The 20,406-nt window shown below is 34.8% G+C and carries 18 protein-coding genes; 15 read left to right on the top strand and 3 right to left on the bottom strand.

What is annotated here, in order from left to right; genetic code table 11:
- The first annotated feature begins 455 nt into the window (after positions 1–455).
- The 13 genes from LDK52_RS13985 (at position 456) to LDK52_RS13925 (ending at position 15,646) form a co-directional block, all read left to right on the top strand.
- Positions 456–1,580 (top strand): hypothetical protein, encoded by a 1,125-nt coding sequence (locus LDK52_RS13985; protein WP_277586576.1) that lies wholly within the window; start codon positions 456–458, stop codon positions 1,578–1,580.
- 339 nt (positions 1,581–1,919) lie between these two features.
- Positions 1,920–2,759: a nuclease-related domain-containing protein gene (locus LDK52_RS13980; protein WP_277586575.1), complete on the top strand. Its 840-nt coding sequence runs from the start codon at positions 1,920–1,922 to the stop codon at positions 2,757–2,759.
- A gap of 190 nt (positions 2,760–2,949) precedes the next feature.
- Entirely contained in the window at positions 2,950–4,125 is a 1,176-nt protein-coding gene (locus LDK52_RS13975; protein WP_277586574.1) for an AlbA family DNA-binding domain-containing protein, read from the top strand.
- 248 nt (positions 4,126–4,373) lie between these two features.
- On the top strand, positions 4,374–4,967 hold the full coding sequence (locus LDK52_RS13970; RefSeq protein WP_277586573.1) for a recombinase family protein: 594 nt from the start codon (positions 4,374–4,376) through the stop codon (positions 4,965–4,967).
- 430 nt (positions 4,968–5,397) lie between these two features.
- Positions 5,398–6,195, top strand: coding sequence for a hypothetical protein (locus LDK52_RS13965; protein WP_277586572.1), 798 nt, complete (start codon positions 5,398–5,400; stop codon positions 6,193–6,195).
- Between the two features lie 249 nt (positions 6,196–6,444).
- A complete protein-coding gene (locus LDK52_RS13960) occupies positions 6,445–7,149 on the top strand; it encodes a response regulator transcription factor (RefSeq protein ID WP_277586571.1) in 705 nt (234 codons plus the stop codon).
- A gap of 1 nt (position 7,150) precedes the next feature.
- Positions 7,151–8,197 carry a sensor histidine kinase gene (locus LDK52_RS13955; protein WP_277586570.1) on the top strand — a complete coding sequence of 349 codons (1,047 nt, stop codon included), beginning with the start codon at positions 7,151–7,153 and terminating at the stop codon, positions 8,195–8,197.
- On the top strand, positions 8,157–8,930 hold the full coding sequence (locus LDK52_RS13950) for an ABC transporter ATP-binding protein (RefSeq protein WP_277586569.1): 774 nt from the start codon (positions 8,157–8,159) through the stop codon (positions 8,928–8,930). Before LDK52_RS13955 ends, LDK52_RS13950 begins: the two co-directional genes overlap by 41 nt.
- Positions 8,902–10,833 carry an FtsX-like permease family protein gene (locus tag LDK52_RS13945; RefSeq protein WP_277586568.1) on the top strand — a complete coding sequence of 644 codons (1,932 nt, stop codon included), beginning with the start codon at positions 8,902–8,904 and terminating at the stop codon, positions 10,831–10,833. The genes LDK52_RS13950 and LDK52_RS13945 overlap by 29 nt, the downstream gene beginning before the upstream one ends.
- Positions 10,834–10,992: 159 nt before the next feature.
- Positions 10,993–12,540, top strand: coding sequence for a fatty acid--CoA ligase family protein (locus tag LDK52_RS13940; RefSeq protein WP_277586567.1), 1,548 nt, complete (start codon positions 10,993–10,995; stop codon positions 12,538–12,540).
- Between the two features lie 245 nt (positions 12,541–12,785).
- Positions 12,786–13,046, top strand: coding sequence for a hypothetical protein (locus LDK52_RS13935; protein ID WP_277586566.1), 261 nt, complete (start codon positions 12,786–12,788; stop codon positions 13,044–13,046).
- A gap of 59 nt (positions 13,047–13,105) precedes the next feature.
- Positions 13,106–13,375 carry a translation initiation factor 2 gene (locus LDK52_RS13930; RefSeq protein ID WP_277586565.1) on the top strand — a complete coding sequence of 90 codons (270 nt, stop codon included), beginning with the start codon at positions 13,106–13,108 and terminating at the stop codon, positions 13,373–13,375.
- Positions 13,376–13,669: 294 nt separating this feature from the next.
- Complete coding sequence (locus LDK52_RS13925; RefSeq protein ID WP_277586564.1) at positions 13,670–15,646, top strand: S9 family peptidase; 1,977 nt, start codon at positions 13,670–13,672, stop codon at positions 15,644–15,646.
- A gap of 167 nt (positions 15,647–15,813) precedes the next feature.
- On the opposite strand, the gene LDK52_RS13920 is transcribed toward LDK52_RS13925, so the two are convergent.
- On the bottom strand, positions 15,814–17,172 hold the full coding sequence (locus LDK52_RS13920) for an amino acid permease (protein ID WP_277586563.1): 1,359 nt from the start codon (positions 17,170–17,172) through the stop codon (positions 15,814–15,816).
- Between the two features lie 129 nt (positions 17,173–17,301).
- Between LDK52_RS13920 and LDK52_RS13915 the strand changes: the two genes are divergently transcribed.
- Positions 17,302–17,838, top strand: a complete 537-nt coding sequence (locus LDK52_RS13915; RefSeq protein ID WP_277586562.1) for a GNAT family N-acetyltransferase — start codon at positions 17,302–17,304, stop codon at positions 17,836–17,838.
- Between the two features lie 157 nt (positions 17,839–17,995).
- Here the strand turns inward: LDK52_RS13915 and LDK52_RS13910 are convergent, their stop codons facing one another.
- Positions 17,996–18,250: a DUF6774 domain-containing protein gene (locus LDK52_RS13910; RefSeq protein ID WP_277586561.1), complete on the bottom strand. Its 255-nt coding sequence runs from the start codon at positions 18,248–18,250 to the stop codon at positions 17,996–17,998.
- Between the two features lie 377 nt (positions 18,251–18,627).
- Positions 18,628–19,629, bottom strand: coding sequence for a S66 family peptidase (locus LDK52_RS13905; RefSeq protein WP_277586560.1), 1,002 nt, complete (start codon positions 19,627–19,629; stop codon positions 18,628–18,630).
- Between the two features lie 196 nt (positions 19,630–19,825).
- Between LDK52_RS13905 and LDK52_RS13900 the strand changes: the two genes are divergently transcribed.
- Entirely contained in the window at positions 19,826–20,323 is a 498-nt protein-coding gene (locus LDK52_RS13900; protein WP_277586559.1) for a GNAT family N-acetyltransferase, read from the top strand.
- Positions 20,324–20,406: the final 83 nt, after the last annotated feature.

The raw sequence follows: 20,406 nt of genomic DNA, 5'->3' as shown, positions 1-20,406 counted from the left end.
TTAATACATCACGCTCATATTATTACATATGTTGGTGAAAGTTATCGCCTAGCTAATGCGCTCTCCCGTTCAAATTGAAGATATCTTTGGTGGCAACACTCTGTAAAAAACATTGCAATACTTTGTACTTTTTTCTTGCAAAATACAATTAGGCTTTATATGTAGTATTGAAATAATACTTTGTACACAATCCAGACTAGTAATATATATTATTAATTACTACAGTGGGTTGTGTACAAAGTTGGCTTTGTATTTAGATTAATAGTATTAGTCTCTCGTCATGTTACAAACAGATTTTAGAAAGCGTAGCTTTCTAAAATGACAAAGACATGAGCGAAGCGTTGTCTGCGTCAGGCACTTTATGTTTCGTTAAGAAAAGAATTTCAAAGTTCTATGGGGCAAAAAAATGAACGACTTTTGAAAATTCATCTCCGTTACGCTCCGCTTCACTTTCGATGAATTATTCTAAGGTTTCGACAATCTTAAGTTTATTAACAAATTTCAAGAATGATAAGAACCAACAACATTTAAACCAAGTTTTCAGTCACATTGAAGTTTTGTTACAATATTTTCCGCAAATCCTAGTCACAAAAACACCAGAGGATATTGAAGGTGTAAGAAGTTCTGTTGTTACATTTAGAAAGTCTGTTGGTCAGCACCTATCTTATTTAGAAAAAGACATAAATGAGACTAGAACTTCCTTTAATAAAAACACAGAAAAGTTAAATGAATTAACAACTTCTATAGAAAGTCAAAAGTCCAGAATTGACTCCGTTGTCAGTGACTTTCAAGGTCAATTTTTACAAGCACAAACTGAAAGAACACAAGAATTTAATGAATATATTAAAGAAATAGAAAAAGAATATGAAAACCTAATAGAAAGCAATCATGAAACCTTTGACGAATTGGTATCAACTCAACAAGAAACCTTTGACACTTTAAATGAAGGTTTCCAACACCAAGCTGATACTCAGCAAACATCATTTGGAACATTAATTGAAGAGATGAAGACTGAATTTCATGATGAACTTGACCGTTTAAGAGAAATGAACAAAGAAGCTGAAAAAATACTGGGCTTAATGAGTATGAAAGGACTTGCTCAAGGTTATCAAAAGATAGCAAATAGTGAAGCTCTTAAAGCTACTAGTTGGAACACTTTTTCTATCCTTTCGTTGATTGGAATTCTATGTTTCGGTTATAAATTTATTATTTTACATGAAGGAGTAATGTCATGGACGGCTTTAATCAGTAGAATCGTTTTAACTGGTGTGGGAATAACATTGTTTACCTATTGTGCAAAACAAGCCACAAATCATAGAAATGAAGAAAGACGTAACAGGAAAATAGAATTAGAACTTGCTTCGCTCGACCCTTACATTAAAGATTTGGAACCAGATAAACAAAAACTTGTAAAAGAAAATCTCATTGACAAATACTTTGGAGTTGAATTGCCAAATGCAACGGCACAACAAGGGCAAACACAACAACAAATGCTTGTTGATTCAGTGAGTAATAATCCTCAGTTGATACAAGTATTAGCTGAACAAATAAAACAATTAATGACTCCTACTCCAAAGTGATTAATTTATTTAAAATTTAAGGGGTGTGGTTTCCGATATTGAGGTAGGGTATCTTCTTACTTTAAAGGTGACCTGTTACACTCACAGGAAATGGAGGAGTAGATTTATTCACCCATAACTCGTTCAGCACTTCAAAACGGTGCGTCTGTAGTTGCATTATTCTTAACCACGAAGCTGTGAGTGTAAGGTCTAATCCCTAATCCCTAATCCCAAGACTACTTCTTTTAATTGGAGTTAGTCTTTCTTTATGTTAATAAAATTGGAGTGTACATAGGTTTGAATCTGTAACTATAAACTAAAAGACAGTATCAACGATATAAAGGTAAGGGGGAGTTTATAATGTTTTCAAGGATTTTTGAAAAGCTATTTAAGGGAGAATCTACAAAAAAAGTCTCTGTATCTAATAAAGATAACATCAAAAAGAACAAGTCGAATATTACTTCTACAAGAATTGGTGACCTTGGGGAATATAAGATAAATATTCAACTTGACCAACTTCCTAAGAATTGTAAACATCTTAGTGATGTGTTGATTGTCAATACTCATGCAAAGTCTGGTTATTCACAAATAGACCATGTTGTCTTTACACCGTATGCGATATTTGTTATAGAGACAAAAAATTATGCTGGTACTATCTATGGGGATAGAAATAGAGTTCAGTGGAGTGTTAATGGAAAGTTCCCACTGATGAATCCGTTTAATCAGAATTATGGGCATATACAAGCGATTAAAGGAGTTCTTGGGACTACTGATGAGAAACAATTTGTATCTATGGTATCTTTTACTAAAAGATGTACATTTAAAGTAAATGAGGAACTAAGAAAGGTTCAATCGAACGATTTGATAGTATATGACACAGAACTATCTGAGTATATTACGAGAAAGATTAATGTACTTAAGCTTGAGAATAAAGAACCATTGTATTCAAATGAAGAATTGGTGTATTTATACAATAAACTAAAGAAAGCTAACATAACTGATTCTCAAATTAGAGATATGCATGTTGAAAAGTTGAAGGAAAAGGATAATAAAAAGCTAGTTATCAATGAGAGTAGCATATCGACTTGTAAAACGTGTGGGAAGCCAGTTTCTGAAAAGGTTAAGGCATATTGTTTAACCAACAAAGGTCGTTTTAAGGACAATGTCTATTGTTTTGAACATCAAAAAATAATCAAATAAAGAAAAGAATGAAAATATCTTACTATTTCACAATAAAGGAGTGGGTGTGTTGGGGGAACAGCTTTACGATAATTTTGTAATAGAACGTTTGAAAGAGCGTGATTTTCAAAGTAGAAAGTGAGTGGTAACTAGTCCACTTTTGACACTAGAAGTATAGGGAAAAGAGAATATTGTTTGGGAGGTTAAATCGTTGAGTGATATAGAATGGCTAATTAAATATGAACGTGAAGGAACAAAGCTTGATTTTAAAAAAGAGCAGTATCAAAAGGAGAAATATCAAGATTTAATAAAAGATATTATGTCTATGGCGAATACACCAATTGATGGAAAGCGATATATCATTGTTGGTGTAAAGGATAAACCAGACGGAACTAAAGAATACTTTTCTATTCCTCGAGAGGAAATTGTTGACCAAGCGACATATCAACAAATTTTAAGAGAAAATGTTGAACCAAATATCGACTTCTCCTATTATTCAGTAGAAATAAACGATAATGTCTTTGGTGTTTTTGAGATAGATAACTGTAATAATCCTCCCTATATGATGAAGAAGGATTACAAAGGCATGCTTAAAAAGGGAGAGTGTTTTATAAGAAAAGGAAGTCAGCAAGAGCGAATTATTAGAAGAGACCTTGATGAAATATTAAAATTCAAGACAGCTACTTACTTCAACGACAAGATTTCGATAGGATTTAATAAAAATTTGGACCAAAAAATTACTGTAAAAGGCATAAGAGAAGTTAAGTTGCCTTCTAAAGTAGCAAAAGAGAAGATTGAATCTATTTTACAGAGCAGGAATGAAGGGGGAAATTTAGTTCTAAATAATCAACTATTGCCTATTACCATGCGTATGTCTATATTAGACCCATTTAAAAGTGTTCCTTATGAGGAGAGAAGTACGGAAAAATTGATTCAGAATTTAGAAGACGTTATGGAGACATATAACGATAATGATTGGTACTATATAGGTGAAGAAATGTCTGAGAAGATTAACCTTACAATAAGAAATGATGGAAATAAGTACTTGGAAGATGTATCTATTGAATTAAGAATTCCTAATGATTTTGTAAAGGTAATGGACAGAGTATATAGTGAACCTAAGTCTGGATTTGATTATTTATCCAATACAACTTTTTCTAACGTAAATGATTACTATCCAGATGTTATTGAAGAAAATGAATACTTTGTGATTCGGGAAGATATAGGGGCTTTAAAACATCAACAATATACAGAAGCCTTTAATGAGAAACTTAGGGTTTACTTTGGAACCATAAGTTCAAATCAAAATTTTAATTGGTCTTATACCATCTTTGCAAAAAATTTACCTAACCCAATTACTGGAGTGTTAAAAGTAGACGTTGTTTAAGAGAATCGCCATAAACAATAATACTGCTGATTGGACGACCTCAACAATCTTGCATAAGTGTACTAGCCTTAATAGGTTGGTACACCTTTTTATATTGATAAAAAAATATGCGTGTCTAGAAGTTTCAACTTCTAGACAAGTAAAAAAATAGATATAAATGTAGTGTTTTAAAAGCTTTCAATAGTCTGGAAGTTAGTCTATAATTAAAAGTATAGAAGATATATAACTTATAGACAGGAGCAGATGATATGGCTATTATCGGTTATGCAAGAGTTTCAACAGTAGGTCAAGATAATGGGTTAGCAACACAGAAGGTTTTACTTGAAGAAGTAGGAGCGACTAAAATATTTCATGAGAAAATGACAGGTACAAGCACGAAGCAAAGAACAGCCTTAAAAGAATGTATTGAATATTTGCGAGAAGACGATACGCTAGTAGTAACCAAGATTGACAGACTAGCACGTTCTATAATGGACTTAAACAAGATTGTAGAGGAACTTAAAGAGAAGGGGGTTAATGTACAGTTTCTAAAAGAGAACATGACATTTGAAGCAGACGGTAAATCTAATAGTTTAGGTACATTACTATTCAATATTTTAGGTTCATTTGCTCAATTTGAGAGAGACTTGATTGTAGAGCGAACAACTGAAGGTAGAGAGAGAGCAAAAGAACAAGGTAAACATATGGGAAGAAAAGCAGGATTTTCACCTAAAGCAATGCAGAAAGCAATGGAGCAGTACAACAATCGAGAAGACAACAAAATGAGTGTATCAGATATACTAAAATTAAATGGCATACCAAAGGCATCTTTTTACGTTGAGCTAAAAAAGCGTGAAGTTTAAAGTGAATAAGACTACAGGAGCAGTCATAATTATTTATGTTTGCTTCTTTTTATCTAGAGATTCTAATTTCGTTATTATATGAATACTCAAACTATAAACATGGTATAATCATTTGGAATATTAAGCTAAAAATGGAGGTGGATTGGTTCAAGAAATAAAAAGAATATAACTAGACTGAAATTGAAAATTAATAGAATGTGTAGCACCAGAAAAGCTTATAGACTATAGATTTTCAATATAAGCAGTTTAGGAGAGTGTTAAAAACAAGAACATTTGAATGATTACATAGAAAAATAGTATTTATCCTTTGACAATCAAAGTCGATAAGCAGTAAATACAATTCTTACCCACACTTGATTTATTAAGTGGTATCTAAGGTAGATTTGTACAACTATCATCATAAAAACTACAAAGGATATGGGGGATTTTTATGGTAAGAATGAGTGAAATCGTAAAAAATAGATTTCAAATTGGTGCATTAATATTAATAGTATTAGGTCTGCTATTAATTGTACTTAATGAGATGTACGTCACGAGCGATTTGTGGGGAGAAATACTAAATAATTTAGCTGCAATTCTTTTTATAGCTGGAGTTTTTGAAATAATGAATGAGTTATATATGAAGGAGAAGCTTGTTGATTTAATTCTCCATAAACTTAAGTTGAAGGAAACCATTGATAAGACAGGTATTACAGAAGTATTTTCTGATATTAATGATATTGACTATCGTTTCTATATAAAAAATTCAGTTCGTTATATAGATATTTATCATGTTTACGGGAGAACGTGGACTAATTCTCACATCGAGACAATAAAAGATAAATTAATTCATTCCAACTGTAAGGTAAGAGTGGTCCTGTTATCCCAAAATTCATCATTTATTCATCCCTTGGCTGAAAGATACGAGATACCAGATGAAGAGTTAATTAGAAATATAAAAAATATGGAAGAAACTTGGAGAAGATTATTCCGAGAAAAGAAAGTAGTGAAAAAAAGAAAAACACAGAGTTCTTTAAAACTTTATTATAGTGATTCCTTTCCAACATATTCCTTATATAGGTTTGATGATAGCATAATAAATGTTCAATCAAAACCTTCCAAGGGGAGGACAATAAGTTTACCAACAATTGTGTGTACCGATACTAATAAAGGAAACGACTTGTATGACATGTATTTGAAAGAAATAGAAGACATAATTCAACAAGCACAAGAAGTGGATTTAAACTAAGAGAAAGGTAATAAAAAAATTGCAATATAATTTCTTTCTACGATACAATAGAAGAAAGGCAATGAACTAACTGAGTTATTAAAAGGTTAGACTCTCTTAGCAAACGTAGACGTACCTAAATACTTCGGTGGGATTACAAAAAAAGAGCTTGTTCAATTAATTTATTGATAAATGGGAGGGAGTCTGACGTATGTTGGGCTCTTTTTTGATATGATAAAGTGAGAACCGTTTTTGTGAAGGAGGGTTATTATGACGACGCATCGAGTGTTAGTTGTAGAGGATGATCGAAAGATTGCATCTTTGCTTGCAGATACTTTAAGGAAATATCATTATGAGGTCCACACCATAGAAGATTTCGATCAAATAGTAGAGGAGTTTACTGCTTTTGATCCACATATAGTTTTACTGGATATAAATTTACCGTCTTATGATGGATATTATTGGTGCCGACAATTGCGCCAATTAACTACTTGCCCAATTATATTCGTTTCTGCGAGATCCGGTGAAATGGATCAAATATTTGCGCTAGAGAATGGTGGAGATGATTTTATCACGAAGCCTTTTCACTATGAAATCGTCCTAGCTAAAATAAGAAGTCATTTGAGAAGAACGTATGGCGAATATGCCGCGAAGCAGGAAGAAAGAGTAGTCAAGGTTGGTAGATTACAGCTTTATATGGAACGAATGGAGTTACATACTGTAAATGGTGAAATTCCGCTTCAAAAGAAAGAGTGTACGATATTGGAGTTATTATTAAGAAATTATCCGAAGCTTGTGACTAGGGAGCAGCTATTAGAGGAGCTGTGGGATGACCAGTCATTTGTAGATGAAAATACGTTAAATGTAAATATGACAAGAGTAAGAAAAAAGCTTAGTGACTATAATGTCTTGTCAACGATTGAGACTGTAAGAGGAGCAGGGTATCGACTAATACTAAGCTCGGAGGAGTCATAAGATGATTCGATTGTTCATTAAGGAACATTTATTCTTTTTAGTATTTCAGGTTTTATTAGTATTATTTGTGATGCTTTTATATTGGCTAGATGGCTTCCGTAATGTAGATACGGCAGTGTATTCGATTGTAATTACTAGTATATTGACACTGACGTTTTTAGGGACAATATTTGTAAAAAAATATACATTTTATAAAAAAATTCTTTCTGTCCCTACTAAAATAGAGTCTGTATTGCAACGGGAAGCCCAATCCGCGGAAATAAAACAGGTAGAGATATACTTGGAGCATATTTACCGTTTATATCAAAAGGAAGTACAGCTCCTATATGCAAGGCAAAATAGACATCTGCAATTTATGAATAGCTGGGTGCATCAGATGAAAACGCCTATTTCGGTTATAGAGTTAATGACCCAAGGGAATGATCAGGTAGATGCAGCTGGCGTTTTGGAGGAAATGGATCGACTAAAGCGTGGTCTGGATGCAGTACTGATGAATGCACGATTAGATACATTTGAAGAAGATATGCAAATTGAACAAATTGATATAAAGCAGCTCGTTACGGAAGTAGTATCCAGTAATAAGCGATTGTTTATAGGAAGTCATGTATTTCCGGTTATTTCAATAAAGGAAGAATGTATGATTACTTCAGATTCCAAGTGGTTGCGATTTGTTATAGCTCAATTTTTAACGAATGCTATAAAATATACATTTGAGGAAAACAAAAAGGTGTACTTTGAAACGACCTTTGAACATGATCAAGTCATTTTGTCTGTGAAGGATGAAGGAATTGGAATTCCTGTCTCAGATATGAAAAGGGTAACGAAAGCATTTTTCACTGGAGAGAATGGTAGAAAAACTGGTGAATCTACTGGGATGGGTTTATATTTGGCCCAACAAATTTGTCATCGTTTAGGGCATGAGATGAAAATAGAATCTACTGTTGGTGAAGGAACGACTGTATCGATTATATTTGAACAACAAGAATCTGCAGAACGAGGTGAGCTCGATGTCGATATTGACGCTGGAAGAAATAACGAAGGTATATGAGGGAAAAGTAGCGCATCTAGCGATTAACCAACTGAGCTTTGAAGTGGAAAAAGGCGAGTTTCTTGCAGTTATGGGCCCTTCAGGGAGTGGTAAAACAACATTACTCAATTTAATCTCCACGATAGATCGCCCAACTTCAGGAGATTTGACGATCAATGGCTTAAATCCATTGCAATTGAAAAGCAATGATTTATCTTTATTTCGAAGAAGACAGCTAGGTTTTGTATTTCAAGACTTTAATTTACTTCCAGCATTAACAGTGGAAGAGAATATGATATTACCGTTAACTTTAGATGAACAACCTGTAAATGTCATGAAACAAAAAGTGAAAAGGATTGCGGAACAGCTAGATTTAACTTCAATTTTAGAAAAAAGACCATTCGAAATTTCCGGGGGACAAGCGCAAAGAACTGCTATTGGACGAGCATTAATACATGAGCCTTCCATTATTCTTGCAGATGAGCCAACAGGAAATTTGGATTCAAAAGCTACCAGGGATGTATTAGAACTACTATCTAACGTAAACAAAAGAAGTAATACGACCATCATTATGGTCACACATGATCCGATTGCGGCAAGCTATTGTGACCGAGTTCTCTTTATAAAAGATGGGGAGTATTTTAATGAAATTTATAAAGATGACCGTAGACAAACATTTTTTCAGCGTATTTTAAATGTCTTATCTTTACTAGGTGGAAATGTAAATGACCTTTCGACAATTCGCTTATCATAATGTCATACGGAATGCTCGCGTTTATGCTGCATTTTTATTAGCGAGTATTTTTTCTATTTTAGTGTTTTTTGTCTACTCGATGTTAATGTTTCATCCTAAGATTGAAGATCAATTTTTACAGAATATCGCATTTGGTGGGATGTTCACAGCACAAGTCATTCTGATCATATTTACCGTGTTCTTTTTGTTTTATTCGATGAGTGCATTTTTACAGGCGCGTTCGCAGGAATTTGGAGTTCTTCTGAATTTAGGGATGGATAATCGTCAGTTGAATCGCATGATTTTTTTAGAGACAATGATTTTAGGGTTTATATCAACGACAGTCGGTATCTTTTTTGGATTTGCTTTTTCTAAGTTTTTCTTTATGATTATTCGAGAGATGTTTTTACTGGACAGCTTACCTTTGTATCTTTCATGGAAGCCCTTTGTATTAACTATTTTTGTGTTCTTGTCATTGTTTGTCATTATTTCGTTTAGTAGTTCAGTATTTATTCGTAAAAAGAATATTGTTCAGCTGTTAAAGGGATTTGGTAGGCAAAATGAGCAAGAGGCTTATAGTAAGAGAAGGGCAATGTTAGGAATTTTGCTGCTTATAGCTGCTTATAGCTTAGTTATACTGTCTCTTTTTCAACTTAAAGTATATATGAGCTTTATTATTATTGTACTAGCGTTAGTTGGTACTTATTTGTTTTATACGGATAGTGTTTTGTATTTGTTAGGGATTATTCGAAAGCGCAAGAATTTGTACTGGCGTTCTTTTCGATTAATAGCTTTTGCGGAAGGTTCTATTAAGATAAGAGAAAATGCCCGAATGTTTTTTATAGTAACGGTTGTTTCGACTATAGCCTTTTTATCCGTTGGTGTCGTAACTTCGTTTACTTCTTTTACAGCGCAATATCGGGAAATGAATCCAGTTAGTATTTTCTACTCTAGTAATTGGGACAATCCCTTTGAGGAAGAGCATGTGATGAAGTTATCCCAGGAGCTTCAACAGGAAGGGCTCTCCTACGAATTGGTTAAGTTCACCGTAAAAAAACAAACTTCCTCCAGTTTACGTAAGGAAGTAAATCTTATAAAAGAATCGGAAGTGAATAGTTTAGCGGTTGCATTGAAAATCCCTTTGATAGACCTACAAAATGGGGAAGCAATGATCATACCGAATACGCTTGAGGACTACGAAGGTATAAGAACGGAAGAAGAGCAAACAGTGTTAGAGGAAAGCAATATACCAATTCAAATTAAAGGTGCCTACGATCAGGTGATATTCCCTTCGCTTGTTATCAAAGATAATTCATTAATCATTAGCGACGAGGATTATGAACTTATTACCGAACCCTTATATGGGTATGGCCTTAGGGAATCTAGCATGACATTTTATGCTTTTCACGTTTCCGAATGGCTTCGCACGAAGGATGTTGGAACGGACTTAGATAGAGTTATGACACAGTCTATGGGAACTTCCGATGTAAATCCCAACTCGTTCTATATCTCCAATCCTGGATTAAACTATTCGATTATCCGAGCAACATTTTCCCTATTGTTATTTACTGGTCTACTTGTAGCAGCAGTATTATTGCTTGCAGCCGGGAGCTTTGTTTACTTTAAGCTTTATACGGACCTTGAGCGTGATAAAAAACAATATGATGTACTTCGGAGAATGGGAGTTACGGATAGAGAGCTAGTGAAAATCGTCAATCGCCAGTTAATTCCTCAGTTTTTCTTACCTTGGGGATTAGCTATGGTCCATAGTACGTTTTCATTTATGTATTTACAAGCCTTTTGGGTCGACCTAGCAGCAGTCTCCATCGTGATGGAAATGTTACTTGTATTAGTAGCATTCACAATCATTCAAGTTTCTTATTTCTTTTTAATCCGTTGGAGGTACATTACTCATATTCAATAATGAAGAGAAGGTTATGAAAGTAGCCTTCTTTTTTATATAATTAATTTAACCTCTAGTATTCTACATTCTAGTTTTTCTTGAATTGTCAAAACTTTTCTTATATAATGAATATGGGGATAATGAATGGTCATTCATTCAAAAAAGGTGGGAGACGAGATTATGAGTTTAGTTTCACGTGTTCGACAGATTGCCAATGAGCATCCGGAGAAGGTTGCCTATCATTTTATGGGGAAAGATACTACATACGCAGAATTCGACCAGTCAGTTGAACTATTTGCGGGGGCATTAAAGTCAATTGGAGTGCAAAAAGGAGATAATATAGGATTTTTATTGGGGAACTCACCACATTTTTTAATTTCTTTATATGCTACTATGCGAATTGGCGCCACGGCAGTTCCGATTAATCCAATTTACTCGCCAGATGAAATTAGTTATATTGTAAAAAACAGTGATGCAAAAGTAATCATTGCACTTGATGCACTATTGCCTTTGGTGGAGAAAGCTGCAGGGGTTTTCACTTCGGTTGAAAATTATATTATTTGTGAAACACAACCAGATACTGCTCAAAAACTAGCTGCTTTACCTGAAAACTTGAAGAAAAAAGTGAAACCGTTTTCATTAATGATTTCTTCATCTAGTTTGGGGACTTCTGCAGTGGATACAGATCCAGATGATATTGCTGTAATCTTATATACTTCTGGGACAACAGGTCATCCAAAGGGTGCTATGTTAACGTACAATAATATTTATTCCAATGCTCGAGATGTGGCAGAATACTTGAAGATTAATACAGAGGATCGTATAATTACGACTTTACCTGTATTTCATGTGTTTGCTCTAACGGTTGTTGTGAATGCACCATTATTAATGGGTGAAACATTACTATTAATTCCAAGATTTAGCCCACAAGAGGTATTCACATTTGCAAAAGAGCATCAAGCAACAGTATTTGCAGGTGTTCCAACGATGTATAATTTCCTATATCAATTCCCAGATGCAAATGTAGAAGACTTTTCTAGTATTCGCTTAGCTATTTCGGGTGGATCTTCCTTGCCAGTAGCACTGTTACACAACTTTGAAGACAAGTTTAATGTTCGTATATCTGAAGGGTATGGTTTGTCGGAGGCATCTCCGGTAACATGCTTTAACCCAATTGACCGTGATCGAAAGCCAGGTTCAATCGGGACAAATATTATAAATGTTGAAAATAAAATTGTAAATGAGCTTGGAGAAGAAGTTCCAGTTGGAGAAGTAGGAGAACTGATCGTTCGCGGACCAAACGTGATGAAGGGCTACTACAAAATGCCAGAAGAAACGGAAAGTGCGATTCGTGATGGATGGTTATATACTGGAGATCTTGCAAAACAAGATGAAGAAGGATATTTCTTTATCGTCGACCGGAAAAAAGATATGATTATCGTAGGTGGATATAATGTTTATCCTCGAGAAGTAGAGGAAGTCCTATTTACACATCCCGGTATAGTAGAAGCTGCTGTTATTGGCATACCAGATCCAAACTTTGGAGAAGAAGTTCTTGCGTTCGTTGTGAAAAAAGATTCTACCCTAACTGAACAACAATTACATGACTTTTGTGCAGAGAAGCTAGCAAAATATAAAGTACCTAAGAAGTTTGAATTCTTGGAGGAACTTCCTAAGAATACAACTGGTAAAATACTACGTCGGTCTTTAAAAGCACAAACTGTTTAACAAATTAATGGTTGAGTTTGTATAGAAAAATGAACTTGGAGCTTTATTTCCAGGTTCATTTTTTGTCTTTTTTTATTAAAGCGATTTAGGAATTTGAAGAGATTAAAAGAAAACCCATAGGCATCTACTCTTTTATTACACATTATATTTGCATAGTGATAAAAATAAGTAAATCCCTTTCACGAAAAAATGCATATTGCATAAAATAAATTGAAAATGAAATTAATTAATTGAAGGCTTACGATTTGAACAAAAATAAAACAAACTTTAAAGACAAATATCCTGACCTCCTAACAAATAGCCAATCCATTTTACCAGCGGTCATCGCAGATTTAATGATTCCGCTTGCCCACGCCCTTGCCGCTATGGCAGAAGTGCTGACAACAGTTGGAGCACAACAAGAACAAAGTAACACTGCGGAAAATAAAAAATTGCAGAAACTACTTGAATTTTTAAACTATGAAATAGAAAATTTTAAAAAACAATTCAATTACCATAACGATTAATTAGGATCTAATCATTTTATACTAATTAGTAAGCATAATGAAATCTAGGATGTGTAAAAATGAAAAACGGAAATAACTATCAAAAGGAACAAAATCCTGAATCGCCAGAAATTTATGCTGCTAAACTCTCATTAGTTGGAACTACCCTTTCTACATTGGGTGATGCTCTTCAGACAATCGCTGCAGGGATTACATTACAAGAATTAGAAAAAACAACTAATCAAGACTCCCAAAACCAATCGGATCAATCCCAAAAAATAGAAAGTATGCAAAAACAAATTGAACAATTAACTAGAAAAATAGAAAGAATGGAACGTAGAAATAAGTAACCATTTTTGGGGGAACAGGTCTCTTCATCCATTCCATTAGAGTTGGTTAAGAATACAATAACTTCCTACCAAATCAAATAGTAGGAGGTTATTAAAATTATTTGAAAATTAGTGATTAAATTATTATATTATATGACATTGCTTATTTTAACATTACACAATGAATCTCATTATTTGCTACACTACTTGAAGAGCATTTTTTCATATAAGCTTTTCTTAGAAAATAGAAGGAAAAAGATTTCGAATGTCGAAATAAATAGTGAGAGAAGTTTTAGATAGAGGGGGACTTTTAATATGACTAAAAGAAAACTAGAAGCTACGGATTTATTTGCGATACAATCAGTAACAAATCCTGTGATTTCGCCAGACGGGAATGAGGCAGTCTTCATCCGGACGGAGATGCACAAAGAGGATAACAAATACTACGCCTATTTATATCATGTAGATATTGAAACTTATGAAATAACACAATGGACCCATTCGAAAGAAAAAGTATCATCTCCTAAATGGTCGGAAGACGGAAAGCAACTAGCATTTATATCGAATCGTGACGATAAAAACCAAATTTACGTAATGTCCGCTAAAGGTGGAGAAGCAAAGCAACAAACCAAATTAGAAAAAGGTGTTTCTAGCTTTATCTGGTCCCCTTGTAGTAAAAAGATTTGGTTTTCTGCTTCGTTAAAGGAAGGGAAAAGCTGGACAGATGAGACTGAAAAAGAGGATAAGAAACTACCAGAAGCCTATATAGTAGATGAAATGAAGTATCACAATGACGGTGTAGGATTATTACCAAAAGATACATATCGACAAATTGGATCTATCATTGTAGCAACTGGAGAAATTACTGCCTTTACAGAAGGTACATTTAATCATAGCCTTCAAGCAATTTCTCATGATGGGAAACAACTAGTAATTGGTGTAAATCGTGATGAAAATCAAGATCTTTCATTCCGTGAACCTATGTTGTTAATCGATGTAGAAACGAAAAAAGAATCGATAATTATGGAAGAAAACGGATATTTCGGAGGAGCAACATTCTCAAGGGATAACCAATACATCGCCTTTAGTGGAGCACTCCACACATATAAAAATGCGACGCAAGCAGAAGTCTATATATACGAAGTAAACAGTGGGATTCTTCAAACTCTAACTGAGGGAATTGACGCTCCAGTTGGTGATTATGCAGGAGCGGATACCCAACAAGGAGCAAATGCACCTGATGTTGTTTGGACAAATCAGAATCACCTATATTTCCAACTATCCACAATGGGTGACGTACGTTTGTATTTTGCTTCACTTGAAGGAGAGATTTACCCAGCAACGCAAGAAAACGAGCATGTATACGGATACGATATTGCTAGAAATGGAGCCTATGCTCTTGCGACAATTAGTAATTCAATATTTCCCGGGGAATTATTTAAACTAAATTTGGCGACTGGTGAAAGAATTGCTCTCACTAAATTTAACGAAGAGTTGTTAAACGAAGTAGAGTTTGTCGAACCAGAAGCCATTGTGTATAAAGGTCTTAACGATTGGGATGTACATGGTTGGTTAATGAAACCAACAGGGTATCAAGCAGGCGAAAAGTATCCACTAATTGTAGAAATTCACGGTGGGCCGCATACGATGTATGCGAATACCTTTTTCCATGAGCTTCAACTATTAGCGGCTAAAGGATATGGAGTATTGTATGTGAATCCAAGAGGAAGTCATTCATATAGTCAACAATTTGTGGACGCTGTTCGCGGAGATTACGGTGGTGGCGACTATGAAGATATCATGGCTGGAGTAGATTATGTATTGAATGAAAATGACTGGATTGATGAAAAACGTTTAGGTGTTACTGGTGGAAGTTACGGTGGTTTTATGACTAACTGGATTGTCGGTCATACGAATCGTTTTAAAGCAGCAGTTACCCAACGTTCGATCTCCAATTGGGTTAGTTTTTATGGCGTTTCTGATATTGGTTACTACTTCACACCATGGCAAATTGGTGCTGATATGACGGATATTGATAAACTATGGGATGCATCTCCACTCAAATATGCGGCAAATGTAGAAACTCCTTTATTAATATTGCATAGCGAAAATGACTATCGCTGCCCAATTGAACAAGGACAACAGCTATATATAACATTAAAAGCTATGGGGAAAGAGACAAGTTTTGTTCGCTTCCCACAATCTGACCACAATTTATCTCGAGTTGGATTGCCTAATTTAAGACAAACACGATTAGAACAAATCACAAACTGGTTTGCAAAATATCTATAAGAACAAACGACAAAACCCCTTCATTTCGAAGGGGTTTTTGCTATATCGGTCGATAGATTGTGATAATCGGTCGAATAAATAGAGTAATTGGTCGATACCGCCAACTAATCGGTCGAAACCACCAAAGAATCGGTTGAATAACTGGAAGAATCGGTCGAATCGAACATTTATTTTCTTTTATGAAATCCTTTTTTATAATAGACAAATACTAATCCGATTATCCATATAGGTCCTACTATTAGCGCTATACGTGTATCAGGGAAGTAAGCCATTAGTCCGAGAACTAACACTAAAAAAGCTAATACTAAGTAAGATCCAACTGGATAGAATAGCGCTTTAAAGGAAAGTCTTGAAACTTCACCCTTTGTTAGCGTTTTACGGAATTTTAATTGAGATAATAATATAATTCCCCATGTCCAAACGGCTCCGAATGTCGAAATACTCGTTACCCAGATGAATACTTTCTCAGGAACTAAATAATTTAATACAACCCCAATTAATAATAAGATGGCAGAAAAGATAATTGCTTTGGAAGGTACTCCCGATCTGCTTATTTTAGCAAATGAATTAGGAGCCTGTTTTTGCTGTGCCAAATTAAACAACATACGTCCAGTACTAAAAATACCACTATTACAACTAGATAATGCAGCTGTAAGAACAACAAAGTTAATAATACCTGCAGCTGGACCAATACCAATTTTCTCAAACATTAGAACGAAGGGGCTTCCGTTACTCCCAATTTCATTCCAGGGATAAATCGACATTATGACGAACAGTGCACCGACGTAGAAAAGTAAAATGCGCCAAAATACCGTATTGATCGCTCGAGGAATTACCGTTTTAGGATTTTTTGCTTCCCCTGCCGTTACCCCAATCATTTCTACACCTAAGTAAGCAAACATGACCATCTGTAAGGACATGAATATGCCAGTAACCCCATTTGGTGCAAATCCGCCGTTCGACCACAGATTACTTATGCCGACTGCAATTCCATCATTACCAAGGCCAAAAAGAATAACACCTAGCCCTACAAAAATCATTGCTAAGATCGCAACTATTTTAATAAGAGCAAACCAAAATTCAAACTCCCCATAAGCTTTTACAGCTATCAAGTTAACGAGCGTCATAATAACTAATGCTGCTAATGCCCATATCCAGGATGGGGTACCTGGATACCACATTTTCATATAAACCCCGACAGCAGTGATTTCTGCCATACAAGTTACTACCCATAAAAACCAATAATTCCATCCTGTTATGTACCCTGCAAGAGGACCTAAGTAATCCTTTGCATACCGACTAAATGAACCCGCAACTGGATTATGTACCGCCATTTCACCAAGTGCACGCATAATGATAAAAATGGCCATTCCTCCGACAATATAGGAAATCAGAATAGCAGGTCCTGCAAGCTGAATGGCCGTTGCTGAACCTAAAAATAGACCAACTCCAATCGCAGCTCCTAATGACATCAAGGTGATATGTCGTTGTTCTAAACCTCGCTGTAATTGATGATTTCCACTCAAGCTATCACTCCTTTAAATTTTTCTGTAAGCTAAAACTCTATCACAATAATATGTATATTGGGAACAGTCTATCATACTGAAATTGTGGTAAAATTATGTATATAAAGCATGATAGATTGGAGTTAAACGATGAAAGAAGTATCGATTCGCCCTATTATCGAAGAAGAACTTGTTCGCCTTTGGGAATTAAGTGCAAAAGAAGAGACCCCTGAATGGAAAAAATGGGACGCGCCCTATTTTCCGCATACACCTAAAACTTTAGAACAATTTTTAGAAAAGAAAGATCAATTGATTCACCAAGAAGATATGTGGGGTATTTATGTAAATGGAGAATTAGTTGGTTCCCTTTGTTACTACTGGGAGCATGAGGCATCGCTGTGGCTAGAAATGGGGATTGTCATTTATGAAGCTCGTTACTGGAGTGGTGGAATAGGTACACAGGCACTTCGCATGTGGATTGATCATTTATTTAAAGAATTACCACTTGTACGTGTTGGCTATACAACCTGGTCGGGCAATGAACGCATGATTAAAGTCGGTGAAAAATTAGGAATGACGATGGAAGCTAGACTACGAAAATGTCGATTCTATAATGGAGTTTATTATGACTCTATTCGAATGGGTTTATTGAGAGAAGAATGGGAAGAGCTTGTAGGACGCTATTAGTGGAATATGGCGTAGGAATATATTATTTACGAAAGACTTACAATTGAAGGATTGGAGATCTAATTAAAGCAATGGTTTTACGACTTGTAAAGGTCCTATGAGGGCTGGACATCGAGGATAGTCTATTCTTAGCCTTATTTTCCACCTAAATAGAACACTAAAGATGCCAAGGTGTCATATTATTTATTTGTTTTTTTAGCTGTTTCACTTCATTCGTTAAATAATCAATCTGTTGTTGCATATCATTATTGCTATTTTGTTCTTGTTGTTCTTCTTTCAAAGCTTGAACTGCTGCGATGGTAGATATAGCATCGCCGAGCGTAGTTAATAATGCACCCCATACAGAAAGCTCTAGTGTACTTATTTCATTGGAATCTTGATTCTTTTGATCATTATTTTCACTATTTGTCATTAAGTTTTCCTCCAATATTAAAAAGTACATAGTGAATAGAAAGGTTCTGGAAGTTTTCCATTAAATATACACTCCTTTGATTATGCCTTATTGTATGAACTGATTAATGTTCTCTAGAACACACTTCCTATCTTTAAAAGAGGAATACTCTTAGTACTGAATTTGAGAAATACTTAGAAGAATAGTTATAAAAAACATTCCTTTAGATTTAGGGAATGCAGATATACTAGTAGAACAAGTCGCTTGAAAGCTTACTAGCAACATTAACATGATTACCTATAACATAGAAATGCAGTAAGAAAATACTCCCTACTGCATTTCTTATAGCTGTAATAACGCGGTTCCTAAATTGGTCCCATCTCGGTCAACCACTTGCTTCATCCTATCCATTTCTCTATTATGGTAACCTCCTTTTTTACGGAATCCAGTTTCACACTACGTCCAATAGGCATCGTTAGCATCGGGTGGGTATGGCAGCAGTCAAAGTCTGCAAGAATTGGAATCGTTGTATTGCCAATAGTTTCAACTAGAATATCAGCTGGTTTTCTACCAGTTCCTTGATCATCGAATAATTCATGTTTGCCTAAGATAATTCCAGAAACCCGTTCAAACACGCCATTCAACTTTAGTAAGTTGAAATTTTTCTCCACTACAGATGCTGATTTCATCGTGTCTTCTATTAACAGAATGTCTCCTTCATTAATCACTGGCATATAGGGGCTGCCCCATATACCGTACATAGCATTCAGATTACCGCCAATTAATCTACCTTCAGCTGTTCCCTCATTTACGCAAATCCACTCATTCGGTCTAAGTTGCTTGTCCTCGGTTTTAATTTCCCAATTGAGCGGTTCATCTGTCCAATAAGGGGGTAGTGGAATAGTGAAAGGGATTTGTTGCTCCTTTATTAATATGTCCTTGAAATAATCATATGTGTAATTTACGTACGGTTCAAACTCACCAAATGACGGTACTAATGCTGGTCCATAAAACGTTGGTATACCGGTTTGAGCATAAATTGCCAGTAAGATAGCAGTAGCATCGGAGTAGCCAATCATAATTTTAGGATTTCTTTTAAAAGCTTCATAATCAATATATGGCAAAATTGCATTAGAATTTGTCCCACCAATGGTAGACATAATACAGCGTATATCAGGATTACGAATAAGCTCGTTTAACTCTTCGGCACGTTCTAGGATATTTCCAGAGCGATAAAAGTCGTGTTTCCCTGTTAAATTCCCTTCAACAATTTCGAATCCTTTTGTTTCTAAAAAGTTTTTAGCTCTTCCAAAGCGCTTTGGGGAGGAATTGGTAATAGGTGATGATGGCGAATAAATTCCTATTTTATCGCCTTTTTGTAGTCTATTTAAACCTTTCATAGAAAAAATCATTCCTTTCAATAAATTGTAATCAGACACTGTTGAAAAAATCTAGTATTAAAGTAAATAGTCCAATATAAATCGAAGAAGTATAGTTAATATCTTAGAATATTCTATATTTAATTTAACCCAATTAATATATAATTGGAACTACTTACCTTAATGGATTAATACATAGTAGATAGGGGATGGATTTATGAGTCATGAAGAAATTGAATTTACTAGTAAAGATGGATTTTATATAAGTACAGATAAAAACTTATTGGATATAGACGTTATCTATAATTTTCTAAGTCAAGAATCCTATTGGTTAGAAGGTACTTCGAGAGAATTAGTGGAAACATCGATTGACAACTCCATTCTTTGTTACGGGATTTATGATGGGGATCCAACTAAGGGAAGCCCAAAACAAATAGGTTTTGCTCGTGTTGTATCAGATCTTGTCAGATATTCTTGGTTGGGAGATGTCTTCGTACTTCCCGAGTATAGAGGGAAGGGCCTTAGCAAGTGGTTAATGACTATTATTATTGAAAACCCGAAATTGAAAGGGACTAATTTTCATTTGGGAACTAAAGATGCCCATACACTTTACGAACAATTTGGCTTCAAGTCTGTGGAAAAAAATGGAATTAGCATGTCCAGACCACTTGATTGGGATTCTATAAATGCAATTTACAAAAAGGAAACGGTTTAATTTGTTTTTGTATATATTGTGACCTACTCCAAAGAATGTGTTTTCACTTATGGGTTCGGCTAGGAACTTTCTATATACTTCTT

This window comes from Psychrobacillus antarcticus, from assembly GCF_029533155.1.
GTDB classification, from domain to species: domain Bacteria; phylum Bacillota; class Bacilli; order Bacillales_A; family Planococcaceae; genus Psychrobacillus; species Psychrobacillus antarcticus.
The sequence above is the reverse complement of the archived record's forward strand: the minus strand, read 5'-3'. Positions and strand labels throughout refer to the sequence as shown.

Bases quoted from the DNA above. Each gene is read 5' to 3' on its own strand.
- LDK52_RS13985 (WP_277586576.1), top strand. From the start codon at position 456: ATGAATTATTCTAAGGTTTCGACAATCTTAAGTTTATTAACAAATTTC.
- LDK52_RS13980 (WP_277586575.1), top strand. From the start codon at position 1,920: ATGTTTTCAAGGATTTTTGAAAAGCTATTTAAGGGAGAATCTACAAAA.
- LDK52_RS13970 (WP_277586573.1), top strand. From the start codon at position 4,374: ATGGCTATTATCGGTTATGCAAGAGTTTCAACAGTAGGTCAAGATAAT.
- LDK52_RS13965 (WP_277586572.1), top strand. From the start codon at position 5,398: ATGGTAAGAATGAGTGAAATCGTAAAAAATAGATTTCAAATTGGTGCA.
- LDK52_RS13960 (WP_277586571.1), top strand. From the start codon at position 6,445: ATGACGACGCATCGAGTGTTAGTTGTAGAGGATGATCGAAAGATTGCA.
- LDK52_RS13955 (WP_277586570.1), top strand. From the start codon at position 7,151: ATGATTCGATTGTTCATTAAGGAACATTTATTCTTTTTAGTATTTCAG.
- LDK52_RS13950 (WP_277586569.1), top strand. From the start codon at position 8,157: ATGTCGATATTGACGCTGGAAGAAATAACGAAGGTATATGAGGGAAAA.
- LDK52_RS13945 (WP_277586568.1), top strand. From the start codon at position 8,902: ATGACCTTTCGACAATTCGCTTATCATAATGTCATACGGAATGCTCGC.
- LDK52_RS13940 (WP_277586567.1), top strand. From the start codon at position 10,993: ATGAGTTTAGTTTCACGTGTTCGACAGATTGCCAATGAGCATCCGGAG.
- LDK52_RS13930 (WP_277586565.1), top strand. From the start codon at position 13,106: ATGAAAAACGGAAATAACTATCAAAAGGAACAAAATCCTGAATCGCCA.
- LDK52_RS13925 (WP_277586564.1), top strand. From the start codon at position 13,670: ATGACTAAAAGAAAACTAGAAGCTACGGATTTATTTGCGATACAATCA.
- LDK52_RS13915 (WP_277586562.1), top strand. From the start codon at position 17,302: ATGAAAGAAGTATCGATTCGCCCTATTATCGAAGAAGAACTTGTTCGC.
- LDK52_RS13910 (WP_277586561.1), bottom strand. From the start codon at position 18,250: ATGACAAATAGTGAAAATAATGATCAAAAGAATCAAGATTCCAATGAA.
- LDK52_RS13905 (WP_277586560.1), bottom strand. From the start codon at position 19,629: ATGAAAGGTTTAAATAGACTACAAAAAGGCGATAAAATAGGAATTTAT.
- LDK52_RS13900 (WP_277586559.1), top strand. From the start codon at position 19,826: ATGAGTCATGAAGAAATTGAATTTACTAGTAAAGATGGATTTTATATA.